Below are 19,314 nucleotides of genomic sequence, written 5' to 3' on the forward strand. Positions count from 1 at the left end.
TTTAATGTGGAAGCAATTCCAGTTTCTTTCGAAGTTTTTCTTCGCTGAAAATCCATCCGGTATAAGAATTAATAATATTTAAATTTTGATCGAGCTGAACGATTGCAACGAATGGATAATAATCTTTACTTCGATAGCGCAAATCAATGAATCGAATTTCGTAATAGTTATCATAATCAAAAATATCCCAACGATATACAGGAGAGAAAGATAAGAAGGCCGAGATGTTTTCATCTTGTTTAGCAGCTCTCATAATAGCGTTATCTGGGAACGGTACCCGATCGAACTTATCGTATATCATAATGTTACCACGATGCCATCTCGCAACGTAGTAATAATCAGTCGTAACGACTGCTAAATGATAATGATAAAATCGATAAGAAGGAGAAATGATGATCTTCTCAACATGTTTGAAACGTTTGTGTACAACGCTTCTTATATTTCTATGCATCATAATCCGTCCGATATAGTAAACAATCATTAATATATATGCAGCTAAGGCTGTATATCCTTTATGGGAACCTACGAGCATGCAAGCAATCGCAAGTATATGGATAAAGAAAATCACAGTATCAAACGTATTAATTATGCCGAGTGCGACCCATTTTTTTGTGAAAGGCCGTAACGCTTGTGTACCGTAGGCATTGAAAATATCTACAAAGACGTGAAGAAAGACAGCTATAAATGACCAAAGTAGTAGATGAAGATATGGAGCGTCTGAAAAGAAGGCGAAAGAGATGCCGCTTATAAGGAATGACCAAAGAATTACTGCAGGAATGGAATGAGTAACCCCGCGATGATTTCTTATATATTTAGCGTTATTACGCAATTTTAAAACTGTATCGATGTCAGGAATATTGGAACCAGCAATTGTAGCGAGCATAACTGCTTGTGGTCCAATATCACTTTGCGCTATAGCTGGGTCTAATGTTGCCAAACTACCTAAAGTGACACCCATAACAAGGTGAGTGGCTGTGTCCATAGAAATCCACCTCCGTTTTTTATTAATGTAACTCTTTTTATTCGATACCTCAAGTCCTTTGCCTTCTATTTCCTATGTCATCTTACTTAAATTTTTTCCTAAAAATCTTTATAATAGTACGTATATGCAAAAAAATGAGGGGGATCAAGTTTGACACTTGAAATATTAGAAAAATTTAACATAGAGCAGTTTCAAAATGATTTAATTGGTTGGTTTGAAAAAGAGCAACGCGACTTACCGTGGCGAAAAAATAAAGATCCATACCGTGTTTGGGTTTCGGAAATTATGTTACAGCAAACAAGGGTAGAAGCTGTAAAACCATATTACGCAAATTTTATGGGGAAGTTCCCTACGCTGGAAGCTTTAGCAAATGCTGATGATGAAGAAGTATTAAAAGCATGGGAAGGTTTAGGGTATTATTCTAGAGCACGAAATTTACACACGGCTGTAAAAGAGGTAAAAGAAGTATATGGCGGGATAGTACCGAGTGATGTAAAGAAAATTGAAAAATTAAAAGGAGTGGGACCATATACAAAAGGTGCAATTTTAAGTATCGCATATGGTATACCAGAGCCAGCAGTTGACGGAAATGTTATGCGCGTGTTATCCCGTATTTTATCAGTATGGGATGACATTGCAAAACCGAAAACTAGAAAAGTGTTTGAAGAGATTGTGCGGGAAATTATTTCAGCTGAAAATCCATCTTATTTTAATCAAGGTTTGATGGAATTAGGTGCACTAATTTGTATTCCTAAAAATCCAGCATGCTTACTTTGTCCTGTACGTGAGCATTGTAGGGGATATGCTGAAGGTGTTCAAAAAGAACTACCAGTAAAAAGTAAAGCGAAAGCTCCTACAATGGTACCGCTTGTTGCAGGAGTACTTCAAACTGAAGATGGTCGTTACGTTATTAATAAACGTCCAAGTAGCGGATTATTAGCTAATATGTGGGAGTTTCCGAATATTGAACTTGGCGAAGGGATTCGAAGTCAGAAAGAACAGCTTATAGATTATATGAAGGAAAAGTTTGAGCTTTCGATTTCTATTGATGAGTACGCAATGAATGTGCAACATACGTTTACGCATCGCACCTGGGATATATTCGTATTTTACGGAAAAGTAACTGGTGATATTGTTGAAACAGATACATTAAAGTTTGTATCGAAAGAAGCATTTGAGCAGTTACCTTTCTCTAAATCGCATCGTACGATTTATGAGAGTTGTGTTGAGAAAATTACAATGCAATAAACAAAAAAAGTGTTCCCTAGATTGGGAACACTTTTTTAATCGTAAGAAATTTTTGTCCCATGAGTCCAACTGGCATCACCTTCTTGTAAGCCACCTCTTGATTCAATTTCTACTACAATTTCTTTATAAATACTTTGACCTTCTGCGTTTAAATAGGGCAAAATCTGTTGTAATGAATGATGAAAATAAGCTAATTCATCTTCTTTCCATTCATTTTTTGAAATCATCGTTAGTTCAGTCATATCGCGTCCTATATACATATTTCCACCTCCGTACCCTATAGTTTGAATGAGTATTAAGAGATATATGCGGAAATTTTTCAACAGAAAATTACGGATAGTTTCTGGTTGAATTGGTTACATTATTGATTGTGGAGGTGAGAAAGATGAGTAAAAAACAACAAGGTTATAACAAGGCAACTTCTGGTGCTAGCATTCAAAGTACAAATGCTAGTTATGGTACAGAGTTTGCGACTGAAACAAATGTACAAGCAGTAAAACAAGCAAACGCACAATCAGAAGCAAAGAAAGCACAAGCTTCTGGTGCACAAAGTGCAAACGCTAGTTATGGTACAGAATTTGCAACTGAAACAGATGTGCATGCTGTGAAAAAACAAAATGCAAAATCAGCTGCAAAACAATCACAATCTTCTAGTTCAAACGAGTAATGAAAGAAAAACACTTCTCCAATTCGAGAGAAGTGTTTTCTTTGTGTGCGGGTCATTGTAATGAAAAGAAAGTGAACGACATAACTTCTAATAAGTCAACAAATGTAGTCAAAGGAGAAGGAAGTTAAAGATTAGAAATATGTAATTAGGAATAATAACTAATGAATAAATCTAAAAGGGGGTAAGTAATGAAGGATTTTGATAAGTTGGTAGGAGAGCAATTGGAAACGATGGATGAGCTGTTAAAATTGCAATCACACTTAGAGAAGTATCAGCAAATTGAAGTGAGTGAAAAGGATACGTGCGATAAAAAAGACTTACATTTTATTCGCCAAGAAATATATAGAACAGAAATAGCATTGAAACTATTACATGAAAAATTCGAAAAGCAAACGAATAGTGTGATTAAATCTTTTGAAACTGAAAAAATGATTTCAAATTTAGGATAAGATATGTTCTTACCTTCAGATGAAAAGTCCTTCTTAACATGAAAATAAGGAAGGGCTTTTTCTGTTATTATTTCCTTATTTATAAATGAGTCAGGAAAAGCCTCAGTAGGGATATGGTATTCAACAATAAACATGCAGTGTAAAAAATAGAGTCTTGTCGCTTTAGTTTTAAAATTTCGACAAAAAAGTTATAATAGAAAAAAAGTGAATGCAGTTCAAAGGATAGTTGATTTAATTTAAGAAGGGCATTTGCAGTTGAAAGAAGGGAGCATATATGGCATTTCCCAAAGAAGGAGAAAAAGTACAAATACATAGTTATAAACATAATGGCTCCATTCATAGAATGTGGGAAGAGACAACGATTTTAAAAGGGACACAGAGTCTTGTAATTGGAGCGAATGATCGAACAATAGTTACAGAATCAGATGGCCGAACATGGGTTACTCGGGAACCTGCAATTTGTTATTTTCATGCAAACTATTGGTTTAATGTGATTGGGATGCTAAGAGAAGAGGGCGTATATTATTATTGTAATTTAAGTTCTCCTTTTGCATATGATTCAGAAGCATTAAAGTATATTGATTATGATTTAGATATTAAAGTGTATCCAGATATGACATATACACTGTTAGATGAAGATGAGTATGAAAAGCATAGTCAAATCATGCAATATCCACCTGTTATTGATACAATTTTAAAGCGAAATGTAGCACATTTAACGCAGTGGATTCATCAAAGAAAAGGTCCATTTGCACCAGATTTCGTAGATATGTGGTATGAGAGATATTTAATGTACAGAAATTAAAACAAACCTGCAGGGGATTTCCCGGCAGGTTTGTCCTATTAGAGGGGGGATTATGTGCAAGGTATAAAAAGATATTTAAAATTTGTTAAACCATATAGATGGCTTATTGCTATTACAATTGTTATCGGTCTAGTTAAGTTCGGTATCCCGCTTATTATGCCATGGTTATTAAAGTATATTATCGACGATGTAATCCAAGGTGGGGGTTCACTTCAAGATAAAACGTCCCAATTAATAACGGCGATTGGGATAGCCTTTTTTATTTTTGCAGTATTAAGGCCACCGATTGAATATTATCGTCAATATTTCGCGCAACGTATCGCGAATACAATACTATATGATTTGCGGAAACATATTTTTGGTCACTTGCAAAAATTGAGCTTGCGTTATTATTCGAATACAAAAACAGGAGAGCTTATTTCACGTGTAATCCATGATGTAGAGCAAACGAAGGATTTTGTAATTACCGGTTTAATGAATGTTTGGCTAGATACTGCGACAATTGCGATTGCTATTATTGTTATGTTTTCTATGAACATAAAGTTAACGTTTGTTGCTTTATTGATTTTACCTATTTATGTTGTTGCGGTGAAATATTTTTTCGGACGTCTTCGAAAATTGACGAAAGAACGTTCACAAGCGTTAGCAACTATGCAAGGTTATTTACATGAACGTATTCAAGGAATGCAAGTGACGCGTAGCTTTGCATTAGAAGAGTATGAGGGTAAGCAGTTTGAAAAAAGAAATAATGAATTTTTAACGAAAGCATTAACGCATACAAGTTGGACGGCGAGAACATTTTCGGCAGTAAATACTTTAACTGATTTAGGCCCGTTACTTGTCATTGGTTTTGCAGCATATGAAGTAATTCAAGGTCAGTTAACGCTAGGGACTATGGTAGCTTTTGTTGGTTATATGGATAGTTTATATAGTCCGCTTCGCCGCCTTGTTAATTCATCTACAACATTAACGCAATCTTTCGCCTCGATGGATCGAGTGTTTGAACTGTTAGATGAAAAGTACGATATTGTTAATGTGCCAAATGCGGTACAAGCGAAAAAATTAAATGGAGAAATTGTATTTGATAATGTGTCTTTTCGTTATAATGCAGATGAAAAAGAGATATTACATAACTTGTCATTAACTATGCGGCCAGGAGAGAAGGTAGCACTTGTAGGAGCGAGTGGGGGAGGAAAGTCATCTCTTGCTAGTTTAATTCCGCGTTTCTATGATGTTTCGGAAGGGTCAGTTTATGTAGATGGGATAGATGTAAGAAAGTATGATATGAGAAATTTACGTAGCCATATTGGAATTGTACTGCAAGATAATTTATTATTTAGCGATACAATCGGAGCTAATATTTTATATGGAAATCCGAAAGCTAAAGAGACAGAAGTGATTGCAGCAGCCAAAGCCGCGCAAATTCATGATTTTATTATAGAGTTACCAGATGGTTACAATACTGTTGTTGGAGAACGTGGTGTGAAGTTATCTGGTGGGCAAAGGCAACGTGTAGCAATTGCGCGAGTATTTCTAAAGAATCCATCGTTACTTATATTAGATGAAGCAACTTCTGCTTTAGATTTAGAAAACGAACGGTATATTCAAGAGGCACTTCAAACGTTAGCTGCTGATCGGACGACGATTATAATTGCACATCGATTAGCAACGATTACGCATGTTGATACAATTATTTACATTGAAGATGGTGAAATTAAAGAAACAGGTTCTCATGAAGAGTTAATGAAAAAAAGGGGATTCTATTACAATTTATATCAACTTCAAAATATAACAGAAACAGCTCCTTTAGCGTAAAAGGAGCTGTTTTTTATTCGTCTTCTTTTTTATCGTCGATTTGGAGTTCTGTTTCTGGTTTATGGTATGTGTAGAAGCTATCCACAAGTAAATCTAAATGCTCTACTTCTTCACTATAATTAATAATTGAAGAAATAAGAGGGAATAGATGTAACCATGTTTTATATGCTTCCTCATCATCTTTGTTTTGATACTCCATAAAGATATCAATTAATTCTTGTTTACCTGTTTCAACTTCATCAAGCATCTCAACGGATTGTTGTTTCTTTGCTTTACCAATAAATTTTAATAAAACTTGTTCATGATAATGCGTTAATGAGTCAAGTTCGTTTTGAATAGATTCCTGAAATTCTTCTGGCATATAGCGCAGTTCATTTTCAGTGCGATGTAATGATTTTAACGTACTTAAAGCACGGCTTGTCGTCGCTAACATTTGTCTGAATAAAACGAGCTTACGAATTTTTGCGAACTGTACTTTTTTCGTGTAGCTTCTTTCTTCTTTATACAGCAAATAGTAATGGTTTAGTTTGATCATTTTTTCTTTCATACGATCAATATCAGTTTTTAACGTTGTAAAGTCAGAAGCTTGCCTGCTATTCATTCGAATCCATTTCACAATTTCCTCTGTATTATCAACGATACGATGATAAAGCTTTGTTTCGTATTTTGGCGGCATAAACACTAAATTTACAACTGAAGCCGCAATAATTCCGATCATAATCGTCGCAAAGCGAAGTAAGGCAAAACTAAAGAAATCTTCGCCTTGATACTCCATAATGGCGATAACTGTTACTAAAGCAATTGATATTGTGTTTTCTAATCGTAATTGTAATGTAAGAGCAATTACTAATATACATGTTAATCCAATAATAAAAGGATTATGTCCAAAAGCAGTAGCAAATACGATAGCGAATACCGCACCAATTACGTTTGCTTGAATTTGTTCAAGTGCAGTTAAATATGAACGATATACAGACGGTTGAACAGCGAATATAGCTGAGATTCCCGCAAATACCGGACTCGGTAAGTGAAGTAAAATACAAGCAAATAAAGCTAATGTGATGGCAATACCCGTTTTTAAAATGCGAGCACCAAGTTTCATACCCTTAATAAGATCCTTTCTCTTGTCATAATGAATGTACAACATGATACTATACATTCATTACAATATGTTAGCAAGTGATATTTTAGTGATATAAAAAAAGAAATTAAGATTCATTTATCCCGCTATTTGCGGGCAGTAGAACTCCTACCTCAAAGTTCGGCTAGAGCAAAGGAGTTAGGTGGGAGTCGGGCTGCCCGTAAATGCCCGATTGGTGTGGGCTCATAATCAGTGGGGGATAAACAAAACCACCATTGATTAAAGTTTCACTTTATAATTTTTTCCTAATTCTTTTTAAACATTAATTTTTAGTAAAAAAACCTGCTGAATTTCAGCAGGTTTCAAATTGTTACTATAGATTACTATGAGAAGTATACTTCGTCAATTTTTTATTGAAAATAAAAATGGTATATATCACTCAGTTGAGATAGATGGATCAGCCTGCTCCTTTTTCGGGATAATTTCAAAAAATTGCTGCTGCATATCATCTAGTAACGGGGTTAACAAAGCAACTTCCTCATATTGCTCATGCTCATTTAATACACGAATATAATCTAGCAATAGTTCAGTTACATCTTGCACACCATTTTTACTAATTGATTGTAATGTAACATTTGCACCTTTTGCGATTCTTCTTTTTAAGGCTTTTTCTGTTAAACCTAAGTTTGAATCATGACGTAAATAAACAACACCACCAGTCATACCAGCACAGATCCATGGACCAGGATCTCCTAAAACAAGAGCCCGCCCATTTGTCATATATTCAAAAGCGAAACCTTTAATATTCGAGTATGATCCTATATTTCCTTGCTCTTTTTCACGGAGTGGTTTTGTCATTCTCCCTCCAATTATCATGTCTGCTCCAGAAAGGCGAATACCAGCACGAGCGTCGGCGTTACCTTGCACGTATAATGCACCTTTTTGTGCACCATATCCAAATCCTTTTCCGACAGACCCATTATAATATGTTCCATTTTTACCTTTTGCTTTCGTTATATAAATGCCACCGCCAAATGAAGTTTTGCCAATGCCATCTTGTGCGCCGCCATTTACGTGTATAAATAAGTTTTCACTATTGTAAGCGCCTAATCCATTTCCAGGAACAGAGCCATTTGTATACTTTAATGTAAGTGGTTCAAGCTTTGTATCTTCATATAATTTACTACGAACGCGATAACAAGATTCTAAACCGCCCATGACTCGTTGCTCTACGCCAACTCCTACTAATTCTTTTGAGTGAGGAGAATGCACTGTTTCAAATTGTTTTTCTTCCACAGATACTCTTGTTGTAACAGTTGAATTTTCTATCGTTTGTAGTAAATTACATAACTCTAACAAATCTTGACTTCGAACTTGTTCTAATAAATCGGAACGCCCGACAATTTCTTGTAAATTTGTATAACCGAGTTGCCCTGTTAACCGTTTTAATTCTAAACCGAAAGTGGTGAATAAATTTAATAGGCCAGCAACTGCGCTTTCTAATTCGCGCGGGACGAAGCGGCGTAATCCATGTTCTTTCGCTTGTGCTTCAGATTCAATTTGTGTTGCAATTCCAACGTGGCAAGTATCTAGATGACAACCACGGCAAGTTGTACAGCCGATGGCAATCATTGATAATGTACCAAACCCAATACGGTTTGCTCCAAGAAGCATGATTTTTAAGGCATCATTTACACTTCGAATACCACCATCTGCCCAAATTTCTACTTTATGTCTCATACCTGCTTCTAGTAGAGCGTTGTGAGCAGCTTTAACACCGATTTCTACTGGAAGACCTACATGTTGTAATGCATGAATACGTGCAGCCCCTGTTCCGCCGTCAAATCCGCTAATGTTAATAAAATCAGCGCCAGCTTTAGCGATACCGACAGCCATTGTTCCAATGTTAGGAACGACAGGGACTTTTACGGCTACTTTTGCAAGTTGATTAGCCGTTTTAATTTCTGTAATCATTTGAGCTAAATCTTCAATCGAATAAATATCATGGTTGTTAGAAGGCGAAATTAAATCTGATCCAATTGTAGCGTTACGTGCCTCAGCAATTTTTGCGGTTACTTTAGAACCTGGTAAATGTCCGCCTTCGCCAGGTTTTGCGCCTTGACCGATTTTTATTTCAATTAAATTTGATGAATTTAGTAGTTCAGCGTTTACTCCAAATCGGCCAGATGCAACTTGTTGTCCACGTGTATTTGGGTATTTGCCAATCATATCTTTAATTTCGCCGCCTTCACCGTTCAAACTAATCATATTTAGCTGATCGGCAGCTTCTGCATATGCACGAAAGGCAATTTCATTTTGAGAACCGAATGACATGGAACTAATAATAAACGGTAAATCATGATTTTGAATGCTAATAGACACTTCTTCAGCCGGAACGACATGCTTTGTTTGTTTCGTTTGAACAAGGTGTCTGATTGCAATCGGATTATTGTCTTCTAATTCACTTAACTTTTCGCGGTAATCATCATAAGAATTTCCTTTTGCAACATCACCAATTGCTTTCCAAATCCGTGGGAATATATGAAATGATTTTCGCATTCTAATTTTAGGGTTGTTATAATCATTTGCCCGCGATTTCGCATCTTTAGCAAGCGATTCAAGTGAAAAAGCTAAATCATTTGAACCGAAGAAATTCGTAATTTGTAATATATTTGCGATTTCCTCATGTAATCCGATAGAGGAATAGAGGCGGCCGTAACCACGTAACTCATGAATTCCAATTGTTGAAATGACTTTCTCTAGTCCTTTATTAAGTGCATTATACAGATTCATAATTGGTGTTTTTGATCCATCATTTACGGTCGCGAACAATAAATATGGATTAATACTGTCTGCTCCTAATCCATATAGTGTGACGATATCGTGTAAGGAACGAAGGGCACCAGAACGTATAACGAGAGAACAGTTTCTGCGTAATTTATTTTCACTTAATACTTGATGTACTTTAGCGGTAACTAAATGTGGATCCATCCATAACTGTTCATTTAGATGAGCTTTTGCGTCATCTAATAATAGTAGGGAAGCACCATTGTTAACGGCAGCTATCGCTTCGGAACTAATTCGATTTAATGCGCATTGTAAAGTTTCTAACGGACTGAAGGTGGCAGAAATTGTAGCGATAGAACTATGTGTAACGAACAACTGTATAAATTGTTCGTACGTAATTGTGTGCAATTCCTCTGCGATAGATTGTGCAACACTTCCTTCTAAAATAATTGGTGAAAGCATCTCAACTACAAATGGCTGTTTAGCGCCGCTTAATAAACTTGGACGCTCTCCAAGTATCGTCCGTGTGGAGAAGTGTTCGACCTCTCGATCGCGATCGATTGCTGGATTTGTAACAACGGCTACACTTTCCTTAATAAAGTCAGCAATATTTCGTCTATCCGTATCGAGTGCAGCAAGTGGCGAGTCATGACCAAGTGACCGAATTGGCTCAACTCCTTTTGTTGCCATCTGTTCAAGGAGCTGAATATGCTCTCGATCCCACCCGAAAGAAACGTACTGTTTCGTTTCAACTTGAACAGAATCACATAATCCTTGGATTTCTTTCGCTTCAGGGATAGATAAGTTTAAATGATAATTGTTAACATCGATTCGTTTTTGGAAACGATTATATACTTCAATTTGGTATTTGTCGTATTCATAAAGAACAAGTTCATCTTGTTCATTCCATTTTAATCCGACCTTTTCTCCAGGAGCGAGTGGTTTCGGTTCTTCTACATATTCGGTTGGTGATACAACTCCAGGTTCAGAAGAGAAAATATAAGAGCTTTCTGTTTCTACTTTCCATACTGGTCGTAGGCCAAGGGAATCGACGCTGAATACAGCTTCATCTTTATAGCGTGAAATAATGCCAGCTGGTCCTTGTGCGAAATGTCCCCAAGCTTCTCTTATATAAGTGTATAAGTTTTGTAAGTTTGTTTCGTATAGTTTTATTTCATTAATAATTGGTGGGAATAGTATATCCATCGCTTCAAATAAGCTGTAGTTATATTGAACAAGAAGAGTCTCTAAGGTGCGGTTTAAATCTTGGGAGTCACTTCCCCCTGCCGTTAGTGGTACATGAATCATTTCGGCTTGATCACGTAATTTGGCAATTGTATTAATTTCACCATTATGTCCGAGAATGCTAAATGGTTGTACACGAAAAAAATTAGATAATGTATTAGTAGAATAGCGATTATGTCCTAATGTCATAGTTGAAGCGATAAGTGGGTGTTGTAAATCGTTGTAATAGGCAACAAGTGTATCTCCAGCACCTAGAACTTTATATACAACATGATCACGACTTAATGAAGCAACGTGAATCGCTTCGTTTTCCTCTATTTTTATCGTTACAGCAAATAATGTTTGCTCAATACTTTTAACTTCATTTTCAGCGATAAGGGCAACTTGCCAAAATAAAGGTTCTTCCTGTTTACCAAGTGGACCGAGTGCATCGGAATTTATTACATCATCACTTTCGAAAATAATAGTAAAGTTTTCATTGTTTAATTGCGTACGAATGTAATTTTTTAAGTCAACAATATTTTCTTTTTTGTTTAGAAAAAAATGTCCAACGATAAAGTGGGGATGATCCACAATCGTTGGATTATATCCGCTACTTTTCAATTTTTCGTTCCAAAGTACTTTTGGTACATCAATATGGATTCCAATACCATCGCCTTCGCCATTGATGAAACCAGCTCTATGGTTCATTTTGATTAGTGATTGTATACAAAGGTCGATATTTTCTTTTGTAGGAATTTTTCTTTTTTCCATAACGGAAACGATTCCACACGCATCATGTTCTGCATTTTTATAATCTCGAAATAAAGACGGTGTCCATGTATTTTTTTTATTGAGCATCCGTCAATCCCCCCTCTTGTAAAAGATTGAATAATCTTACTATTTAAGGTGTAAATCACCTTGTACACAGAGATAATAACGATCTAAAAGAATATAAAACAGATAATTATGAATAATTATACTATTAATGCGGGATTTATGAAATAGAAAAAAGGAAAAAGAAAGGTAACCTTTCTTTTTTCCTTGTAATGACAGTATTATTTATTGTCTGCTAAAGCAGCAAATGCTCTTCCAACAGCTTCGATTGTATATTCGATATCTTCTTGTGTATGTTCTGTCGTTAAGAACCATGCTTCATATTTAGATGGTGCTAAATTAATACCTTCTTGGAGCATAAGTTTGAAGAATCTACCGAACATTTCACCATCTGTATTTTTGGCTGCATCGTAATCTTCAATTGTAGTTGTCGTGAAGTATACAGTTAATGCACCCTTTAGGCGGTTTACTGTAATATCGATATTATGTTTTGTAGCTTGCTCTAAAATTCCTTTTTCAAGCATTGCGCCAAGTTCATCTAATTTCTCGTATACGCCTTCTTGTTGAAGAACTTCTAGACAAGCGATACCAGATGCCATAGAAGCAGGATTTCCTGCCATTGTACCAGCTTGATATGCAGGTCCAAGCGGGGCAACTTGTTCCATAATTTCTTTCTTACCACCGTAAGCGCCAATTGGAAGTCCGCCGCCGATAACTTTACCAAGTGCAGTTAAGTCTGGTGTTACGCCAAGTAAGTCTTGAGCACCACCGTACATAAAGCGGAAAGCAGTAATAACTTCATCATAAATTACTAATGCACCAGCTTCATGGACAAGCTCATTTACTTTCTCAAGGAATCCAGGTTTAGGCTCTACAATACCGAAGTTTCCAACGATTGGCTCTACAAGGATAGCTGCTACTTCATGTCCCCATTTATCTAACGCTTCTTTTAAAGTTTCTACATTATTAAAGGGAACGGTAATAACCTCTTGTGCAATACTTTGTGGCACACCAGCTGAATCAGGAGTTCCAAGAGTAGAAGGACCAGAACCAGCTGCTACAAGTACTAAATCGGAATGACCGTGGTAACAACCAGCAAATTTCATAATTTTTGTGCGACCAGTGTAAGCGCGGGCAACACGAATGGTTGTCATAACGGATTCTGTACCAGAGTTTACGAAGCGGACTTTATCTAATGCAGGCATTGCCTCTTTTAACATTTTTGCAAATTTTACTTCCAGTGCTGTTGGCGTTCCGTATAGTACACCATTTTCAGCAGCTGTTGTAATTGCTTTTGTTATATGGGGGTGAGCATGTCCAGTAATAATAGGACCGTATGCTGCTAAATAATCGATATATTTATTTCCATCTACATCCCAGAAATAAGCACCTTTTCCACGTTCCATTGCAACGGGAGAACCGCCTCCAACTGCTTTGAAAGAACGAGAAGGACTATTAACACCACCAACGATATGTTCTAAAGCTTCTTTATGTAATGCTTCTGATTTCGTGAAATTCACTACAATTCATCTCCTTACAAAAATCTATGTATTATTCTAACATGTTTTTAGAAAAGACGTATTGTTTGTGATAGAAGGAGCAGTTGGGTAAACTATTCGTTGTGACATTTAGGAAGGGGGTCCGATTATGAAATCGGTAATTGAGGTACAAGGGTTACGTAAAGAGTTTACAGCCTATTCAAGTCGTCCGGGATTAAAGGGTGCATTTCGCGATTTATTAAATCGTAATTATAAAATAGTACCAGCAGTAAATGATGTGTCTTTTACTGTGAAGCAAGGTGAAATGGTTGGTTATATTGGTGAGAATGGTGCTGGTAAGTCAACGACGATTAAAATGCTTACAGGGATTTTGACTCCGACTTCAGGGCAAATCACGGTGAACGGAATGAATCCACATAAACAAAGAGAAGAATTTGTGAGAACAATTGGTGTTGTTTTTGGTCAGCGCTCTCAGCTTTGGTGGGATATTGCGGTACAAGAATCGTTTCGTTTATTGAAGAAAGTGTACGGTGTTTCAGACACTCAGTATAAGGAACATATGGAGCACGTAATCGAAACGTTAGATATTGGTCCTTTATTAGATAAGCCTGTCCGAAAGTTATCTCTTGGCCAAAGGATGCGCTGTGAATTAGCGGCAGCATTAATTCATAATCCACCGTTACTATTTATAGATGAGCCAACAATAGGGCTAGATGTTCTTGTGAAATTGAAAATACGTGAATTCTTAAAAGAGATGAATGAACGTTATAAAACAACAATTTTATTAACAACACATGATATTACTGACATTGAAGCTTTATGTGAGCGCGTTATCATGCTGGATGAAGGAAATATTATGTATGACGGTTCTTTAAATAACCTTCGCACACAGTGGGGAGCAGAGAAGGAAATCCATTTTCAATTTGTCGCTCCAGTTTCTTATCAGATGTTATCGATGGTTATGCCAGATAGTCAAGTCGTTTGGTCAAAAGCGAAAGAGGAAAATGCGTGGGTTGCAAAAATACCGAATGAAGAAATTATTATTTCAATGCTTATTTCTAAAGTAGTACAAGCTTTTCAAATTAAAGATTTAAAAATTAACGAAGTGTCTACAGAGGAAATAATTCGTAACATTTATGAAGAAGGTATTAAGCATGGGTAAGTATATTGAAATGATTCGCATTCGCTTTTTAATGATGCTTGCTTATCGTACAAATTATTACAGCGGGATTTTAATTTATACGATTAATATCGGTGCGTATTATTTTTTATGGCAAGCGATTTATAGCGGGAAAGAGAATATTGAAAGTTTATCTATTTCGCAAATGACTACGTATATTGCGATCGCATGGATGGCACGTGCTTTTTATTTCAATAATATCGATAGAGAAATTGCGATGGAGATTCAAGAAGGGCGTGTGGCGGTAGAACTAATTCGTCCATATAACTATTTAGGAATGAAAGTTATGCAAGGTCTTGGCGAAGGGATATTTCGTTTTGCGTTCTTTTCAATCCCAGGTATGGTCATCGTTACTTTGTTATTTTCATTACAAATTACAACGAATTTTCAAACGTGGTTATATTTCTTCTTATCGTTAATATTTAGCTTTATCATTAATACACAAATAAACTTAATGACGGGAATGCTTACATTCTTCTTATTTAATAATAGTGGAATTATGTATGCAAAACGTGTTGTGATTGATTTATTTTCTGGTTTATTATTACCGATTAGTTTTTATCCATTATGGGCCCAAAAAGCAATGGTGTTTTTACCGTTTCAAGCAATTAGTTATATTCCGAGTATGATTTTCTCTGAAGGTATACAGGGAAGTGAGTTATATGAAGCTTTGTTATTTCAAGTAATTTGGGCAATTATACTTATTATTCCAATTGTACTCATGTGGAAAACGGCGAGAAAACGTCTAATTGTACAAGGGGGATGATAGGATGCTATATATAAAATTATTTTTGCAATACGCAAGCCAATATATAAAAACTAAATTAGAGTATCGAGGCGATTTTATCGTCGGATTACTCTCGGATTTATCACTACAAGCGGTTAATTTAATCTTTATTCTCGTAGTATTTGGGCATACGCAAGCATTAAAAGGATGGAGCCGAGAAGAAGTCATCTTTATTTATGGTTTCTTTTTAGTACCGTTTGCCATTTTTTCAGCATTCTTTAACATATGGGACTTTAATGATCGTTACATTATTAAAGGTGAAATGGATCGTGTATTGACGAGACCAATTCATAGCTTATTTCAAATTATATTAGAAAGAATGGAACTTGAATCTTTAATTGGAGCGGTTACAGGAATTATTGTAATGGGATACGCAGCAGTAGAACTAAATTTATCCTTTTACTGGTATGATTTCTTCCTATTCTTACTGATGGTAGGAGGAGGAGCGCTTGTGTACGGCGGGATATTTGTTACGCTTGCGAGCCTTGGTTTTTGGTCGGATGCGAAAAGTTCCATTATGCCGCTTATGTATAACATAGGTAATTACGGCCGCTATCCTGTTAATATTTATAACCGTGTAATTCGTTTCATTTTAACGTTTGTTTTACCATTTGCATTTGTTGGAGTATACCCAGCGGCGTACTTCTTAAGAAAAACAGAGTGGAATAGCTATGCATTTGCAACGCCAATTGTTGGTGTCATTTGCTTTACTATTGCAATTACTCTCTGGAATCAAGGGGTAAAACGATATCGTGGTGCGGGGAATTAATTATAGAAGCTTGTTCGTTTCAAAGGGATAAATCAGCCGCCCATCTCATACATATAAAATGAGGTGGAGGACATGTTATGGGGATTTATTCTATTAACTGCAGCAGTAGCTATTTTAAGAAGTGTCCAATTATTATGGAGTTCGTATTCAGATTCAAAACGTTTCTTTTCGTTATATAATTTAGCCTCGTTATTTTTAATTTATACAACAGTACTGATTGCATTTGGATTAAGTTATGTTGTATTAGAGGAAATGGGTTTTACAGTTTTGAAAGAAGATGGTGAAAGGTTGACCGCTCATTCTTTTCAGCTTGTTGAAATTTGTTTATATTTTAGTGCAGTCACTTTATTGTCCGTTGGATATGGTGATATAGCTCCGATTGGAATAGGGAGATGGATTGCAATCGGAGAAGCACTAATTGGATATACATTACCGTTTGCTTTTGTGATGAGGTCTGTAATAGACAATGAAAAATAAGATCGCATTTGATATAGTAAAAGAAACAATAAGGAGTGATAATAATGATTACAGTAGGAGAAATGGCACCGGAATTCACGTTAGAAGGAAGTAACGGAGAACAAGTTCGCTTAGCTGACTTTCGCGGGAAAAATGTAGTTCTATATTTTTATCCGAAAGATATGACCCCAGGGTGTACAACAGAAGCATGCGATTTTCGTGATGCATATGGATTATTTCAAGAGAAGGATACGGTTATCCTTGGTGTAAGCCCTGACTCAGCGAATAGACATTTGAAATTCATTGAGAAGCATGAACTTCCATTTACACTTTTAGTAGATGAAGATCATAAAGTGGCAGAATTGTACGATGTTTGGAAATTGAAAAAGAACTTCGGGAAAGAGTATATGGGAATCGAACGCTCGACATTTCTTATTAATAAAGACGGTGAACTTGTAAAAGAGTGGCGTAAGGTAAAAGTAAAAGGGCATACCGAGGACGTTCTTTCTTATATAAAGTAAACCTATAGTGGAGGTAAAATATATAGAAGTAAGGCAAGTGTCTATACATATTTTATCGTCTTACATAAAGTGGAAGTGTAGGGCATACCTCCTCAGATGATAGTATTCCAAGTGCGATTATGTCGCACTTTTTTCTATGTAAATGTATAGAAACTGGGGAAAGATACATAAGAATAAGGCTATATACAAAAATAAACCACATACTTATAGTAGAAATATTGACGATTTATAAGAAAAGGAGTACACTCTTTATAAGAATTATAAAATAATAATCCGTATAGAATCGGGGTGCATGACGGTGGTCAAAGAAGAATTAAAAGAAGCGCTAGAAATGCTGAAAAATACGGGTGTACGCATTACTCCACAGCGTCATGCTATTTTAGAGTACCTTGTGGAATCTATGACGCACCCAACAGCGGATGACATTTATAAAGCATTAGAAGGTAAGTTTCCAAATATGAGTGTTGCAACTGTTTATAATAACTTACGTGTATTTAAAGAAGTTGGACTTGTAAAGGAATTAACTTATGGAGACGCTTCAAGTAGATTTGATTATGTTACAAGTCAACATTATCATGTGATTTGTGAAAAATGTGGTAAGATTGTTGATTTTCCTTATGGAGGATTGGAACAGCTTGAAGAGGAAGCTGCGAAAACGACAGGCTTCGTTATTAATAGTCATCGCTTAGAAATTTATGGCGTTTGTCCAGAGTGTCATAAGGCGTAATATATAATAAAAAAAGAGGCTGACGGTTACGTCAGCCTCTTTTTTTATTATATAAAGGTATCTTATGTTTATTTGGAATTACAGTGTTAAGTGGAAAGGCCATGGGAGCAAGTTAAGTTAGTAAGAGGGTTAGATAAAACTGCGTCGAATAGATTTTATGTAGTGAAAATAACATCTTGGGGGATGCGCTTTGAAAACATATGAGATTAAAAATAACATTCCAACATTGGAAGAATACAAGTATTTATGTGACTCTGTCGGGTGGACTAATTATATGAATTTTGAAGTGGTGGAAACATCACTTCAAAATTCTATTTACTGCGTCACAGTCAATGATAATAATCGAATTGTGGGTATGGGGAGAATTGTTGGTGATGGGGCTATCTATTTCTATATTCAAGATATAGTGGTTCATCCAGATTATCAAAAGAATGGTATTGGAAAGAAAATAATGAGTGCTTTAGTTGAATACTTAAATCAGACTGCACCGGATAAAGCGTTTGTTGGTTTGTTTGCATCAGAAGGTAAAACGTCATTCTATGAAAAATATAATTTTAAAGATTACTCACCCAACATGACGGGGATGTTTACTGTAATATCGAAAAAATAGACATAATAAATTTTAGAAGAAGACAGTAAGCGATATGAAAGGCATCGTTTTTCTAATAGCCTTTTTCCTTATTAAACTAACGGGAACTTTAGTTTAATAAGGAAAAATTAAAAAGTCGATTTCTTGGTTAAGAAATCGACTTTTTAATGAGTTGAAACTTCTTTAGCTTTGTAAATAGAACTGTACCCTATATCCCTATAATTTATAGCTCTTCTTATTATATTTCTCATCAAATTCTTTTCCTTCTAGATTTCGATCAAGTGTTAAAGGTTGATTGCAATGCATACATGCGTCGACGCGACCGAGCATTTTTGTTGGTTTATCGCAGCTTGGACAAATGATTTGTATAGTCTTTGTAGATAACATACCAATCCAAAAGTAAACGACAGTACTAGCGATAACAGCTAAAAAACCAACCATCATAAATGTTGTCATAATAATAATGTTGTCGCGGAAAAAGACACCTAAGTATGCAATGAAGAGGCCGATAAATACTAAACTTAGTGCAAAGGTCCGAATCTTATTGATTTTGTTTGAATATTTAATGCTCATTCTCACCACACTCCTATAATAATAATATAACACAAAATTTAGAATTTTCATTCGCTAGAGATTATGTTAAAGCGATAAGATATGAAATAAGGAGGAATGAAGAACGAACGGAAATAATAAGGGTTATCAAAGGTTTTTTAACTCCTTAACGGGATGTGAAATTTTTTTATAAAAAGTATTGACCCTATATATACTGCGTGATATATTAATAAACGTCGCTGATGCGGAAACGCAGAAAATGACAAAAAAGAAATTGAAAAACTTAGTTGACATCGAAAAACGAAGATGTTAACATAAGGAAGTCGCAAATGAGCGACC

General features: G+C 35.7%; 18 protein-coding genes. 12 read left to right on the top strand and 6 right to left on the bottom strand.

Annotated elements, in window-relative coordinates:
• Position 1: 1 nt before the first annotated feature.
• On the bottom strand, positions 2-982 hold the full coding sequence (locus tag BTOYO_RS16005; RefSeq protein ID WP_000379139.1) for a metal-dependent hydrolase: 981 nt from the start codon (positions 980-982) through the stop codon (positions 2-4).
• A gap of 150 nt (positions 983-1,132) precedes the next feature.
• Between BTOYO_RS16005 and mutY the strand changes: the two genes are divergently transcribed.
• Positions 1,133-2,230 carry an A/G-specific adenine glycosylase gene (mutY, locus tag BTOYO_RS16010; protein WP_000171373.1) on the top strand — a complete coding sequence of 366 codons (1,098 nt, stop codon included), beginning with the start codon at positions 1,133-1,135 and terminating at the stop codon, positions 2,228-2,230.
• A gap of 35 nt (positions 2,231-2,265) precedes the next feature.
• Here mutY and BTOYO_RS16015 read toward each other — a convergent pair whose 3' ends face one another.
• Positions 2,266-2,490 (bottom strand): hypothetical protein, encoded by a 225-nt coding sequence (locus BTOYO_RS16015; RefSeq protein ID WP_000275433.1) that lies wholly within the window; start codon positions 2,488-2,490, stop codon positions 2,266-2,268.
• Positions 2,491-2,615: 125 nt separating this feature from the next.
• Between BTOYO_RS16015 and BTOYO_RS16020 the strand changes: the two genes are divergently transcribed.
• The 4 genes from BTOYO_RS16020 to BTOYO_RS16035 all read left to right on the top strand — a co-directional run bounded on the left by BTOYO_RS16020 (position 2,616) and on the right by BTOYO_RS16035 (position 5,966).
• Positions 2,616-2,897: a gamma-type small acid-soluble spore protein gene (locus BTOYO_RS16020; RefSeq protein ID WP_000039034.1), complete on the top strand. Its 282-nt coding sequence runs from the start codon at positions 2,616-2,618 to the stop codon at positions 2,895-2,897.
• 188 nt (positions 2,898-3,085) lie between these two features.
• Positions 3,086-3,346, top strand: coding sequence for a YgaB family protein (locus tag BTOYO_RS16025; RefSeq protein WP_000651154.1), 261 nt, complete (start codon positions 3,086-3,088; stop codon positions 3,344-3,346).
• Positions 3,347-3,620: 274 nt separating this feature from the next.
• Positions 3,621-4,151 carry a nucleoside tri-diphosphate phosphatase gene (gene ntdP / locus BTOYO_RS16030; RefSeq protein WP_000885402.1) on the top strand — a complete coding sequence of 177 codons (531 nt, stop codon included), beginning with the start codon at positions 3,621-3,623 and terminating at the stop codon, positions 4,149-4,151.
• A gap of 54 nt (positions 4,152-4,205) precedes the next feature.
• The gene (locus tag BTOYO_RS16035; RefSeq protein WP_001161588.1) at positions 4,206-5,966 is read left to right on the top strand and encodes an ABC transporter ATP-binding protein; all 1,761 of its coding nucleotides are present in this window, start codon (positions 4,206-4,208) and stop codon (positions 5,964-5,966) included.
• A gap of 13 nt (positions 5,967-5,979) precedes the next feature.
• Here BTOYO_RS16035 and BTOYO_RS16040 read toward each other — a convergent pair whose 3' ends face one another.
• The 3 genes from BTOYO_RS16040 to hemL form a co-directional block, all read right to left on the bottom strand.
• A complete protein-coding gene (locus BTOYO_RS16040; RefSeq protein ID WP_000765783.1) occupies positions 5,980-7,068 on the bottom strand; it encodes an aromatic acid exporter family protein in 1,089 nt (362 codons plus the stop codon).
• A 414-nt stretch (positions 7,069-7,482) separates the two neighbouring features.
• Positions 7,483-11,919, bottom strand: coding sequence for a glutamate synthase-related protein (locus BTOYO_RS16045; protein ID WP_023441139.1), 4,437 nt, complete (start codon positions 11,917-11,919; stop codon positions 7,483-7,485).
• 197 nt (positions 11,920-12,116) lie between these two features.
• Positions 12,117-13,415, bottom strand: a complete 1,299-nt coding sequence (hemL, locus tag BTOYO_RS16050) for a glutamate-1-semialdehyde-2,1-aminomutase (protein WP_001011873.1) — start codon at positions 13,413-13,415, stop codon at positions 12,117-12,119.
• Positions 13,416-13,542: 127 nt separating this feature from the next.
• On the opposite strand from hemL, the gene BTOYO_RS16055 reads away from it, so the two are divergent.
• The 7 genes from BTOYO_RS16055 (at position 13,543) to BTOYO_RS16085 (ending at position 18,444) form a co-directional block, all read left to right on the top strand.
• Positions 13,543-14,556, top strand: coding sequence for an ABC transporter ATP-binding protein (locus BTOYO_RS16055; protein ID WP_023441140.1), 1,014 nt, complete (start codon positions 13,543-13,545; stop codon positions 14,554-14,556).
• On the top strand, positions 14,549-15,340 hold the full coding sequence (locus tag BTOYO_RS16060; protein WP_000521521.1) for an ABC transporter permease: 792 nt from the start codon (positions 14,549-14,551) through the stop codon (positions 15,338-15,340). The genes BTOYO_RS16055 and BTOYO_RS16060 overlap by 8 nt, the downstream gene beginning before the upstream one ends.
• 4 nt (positions 15,341-15,344) lie before the next feature.
• Positions 15,345-16,130, top strand: a complete 786-nt coding sequence (locus BTOYO_RS16065) for an ABC transporter permease (protein ID WP_000965746.1) — start codon at positions 15,345-15,347, stop codon at positions 16,128-16,130.
• A gap of 72 nt (positions 16,131-16,202) precedes the next feature.
• Entirely contained in the window at positions 16,203-16,607 is a 405-nt protein-coding gene (locus BTOYO_RS16070; protein WP_000964361.1) for a potassium channel family protein, read from the top strand.
• A gap of 44 nt (positions 16,608-16,651) precedes the next feature.
• Entirely contained in the window at positions 16,652-17,107 is a 456-nt protein-coding gene (gene bcp / locus BTOYO_RS16075) for a thioredoxin-dependent thiol peroxidase (protein WP_000633719.1), read from the top strand.
• Between the two features lie 298 nt (positions 17,108-17,405).
• Positions 17,406-17,834 (top strand): peroxide-responsive transcriptional repressor PerR, encoded by a 429-nt coding sequence (gene perR, locus BTOYO_RS16080; RefSeq protein ID WP_000237831.1) that lies wholly within the window; start codon positions 17,406-17,408, stop codon positions 17,832-17,834.
• 190 nt (positions 17,835-18,024) lie between these two features.
• Positions 18,025-18,444, top strand: coding sequence for a GNAT family N-acetyltransferase (locus tag BTOYO_RS16085; RefSeq protein ID WP_000860626.1), 420 nt, complete (start codon positions 18,025-18,027; stop codon positions 18,442-18,444).
• A gap of 195 nt (positions 18,445-18,639) precedes the next feature.
• Here BTOYO_RS16085 and BTOYO_RS16090 read toward each other — a convergent pair whose 3' ends face one another.
• The gene (locus BTOYO_RS16090) at positions 18,640-18,996 is read right to left on the bottom strand and encodes a YgzB family protein (protein WP_000025051.1); all 357 of its coding nucleotides are present in this window, start codon (positions 18,994-18,996) and stop codon (positions 18,640-18,642) included.
• Positions 18,997-19,314: the final 318 nt, after the last annotated feature.

The organism is Bacillus toyonensis BCT-7112, assembly GCF_000496285.1.
Classification (GTDB): Bacteria; Bacillota; Bacilli; order Bacillales; family Bacillaceae_G; genus Bacillus_A; species Bacillus_A toyonensis.

Excerpts from the sequence above, each read along its gene's own strand:
- bcp (WP_000633719.1), top strand. The coding sequence starts at position 16,652 with ATGATTACAGTAGGAGAAATGGCACCGGAATTCACGTTAGAAGGAAGT.
- BTOYO_RS16025 (WP_000651154.1), top strand. The coding sequence starts at position 3,086 with ATGAAGGATTTTGATAAGTTGGTAGGAGAGCAATTGGAAACGATGGAT.
- BTOYO_RS16015 (WP_000275433.1), bottom strand. The coding sequence starts at position 2,490 with ATGTATATAGGACGCGATATGACTGAACTAACGATGATTTCAAAAAAT.
- BTOYO_RS16020 (WP_000039034.1), top strand. The coding sequence starts at position 2,616 with ATGAGTAAAAAACAACAAGGTTATAACAAGGCAACTTCTGGTGCTAGC.
- BTOYO_RS16060 (WP_000521521.1), top strand. The coding sequence starts at position 14,549 with ATGGGTAAGTATATTGAAATGATTCGCATTCGCTTTTTAATGATGCTT.
- ntdP (WP_000885402.1), top strand. The coding sequence starts at position 3,621 with ATGGCATTTCCCAAAGAAGGAGAAAAAGTACAAATACATAGTTATAAA.
- BTOYO_RS16065 (WP_000965746.1), top strand. The coding sequence starts at position 15,345 with ATGCTATATATAAAATTATTTTTGCAATACGCAAGCCAATATATAAAA.
- BTOYO_RS16055 (WP_023441140.1), top strand. The coding sequence starts at position 13,543 with ATGAAATCGGTAATTGAGGTACAAGGGTTACGTAAAGAGTTTACAGCC.
- BTOYO_RS16090 (WP_000025051.1), bottom strand. The coding sequence starts at position 18,996 with ATGAGCATTAAATATTCAAACAAAATCAATAAGATTCGGACCTTTGCA.
- BTOYO_RS16045 (WP_023441139.1), bottom strand. The coding sequence starts at position 11,919 with ATGCTCAATAAAAAAAATACATGGACACCGTCTTTATTTCGAGATTAT.
- BTOYO_RS16005 (WP_000379139.1), bottom strand. The coding sequence starts at position 982 with ATGGACACAGCCACTCACCTTGTTATGGGTGTCACTTTAGGTAGTTTG.
- BTOYO_RS16070 (WP_000964361.1), top strand. The coding sequence starts at position 16,203 with ATGTTATGGGGATTTATTCTATTAACTGCAGCAGTAGCTATTTTAAGA.
- BTOYO_RS16040 (WP_000765783.1), bottom strand. The coding sequence starts at position 7,068 with ATGAAACTTGGTGCTCGCATTTTAAAAACGGGTATTGCCATCACATTA.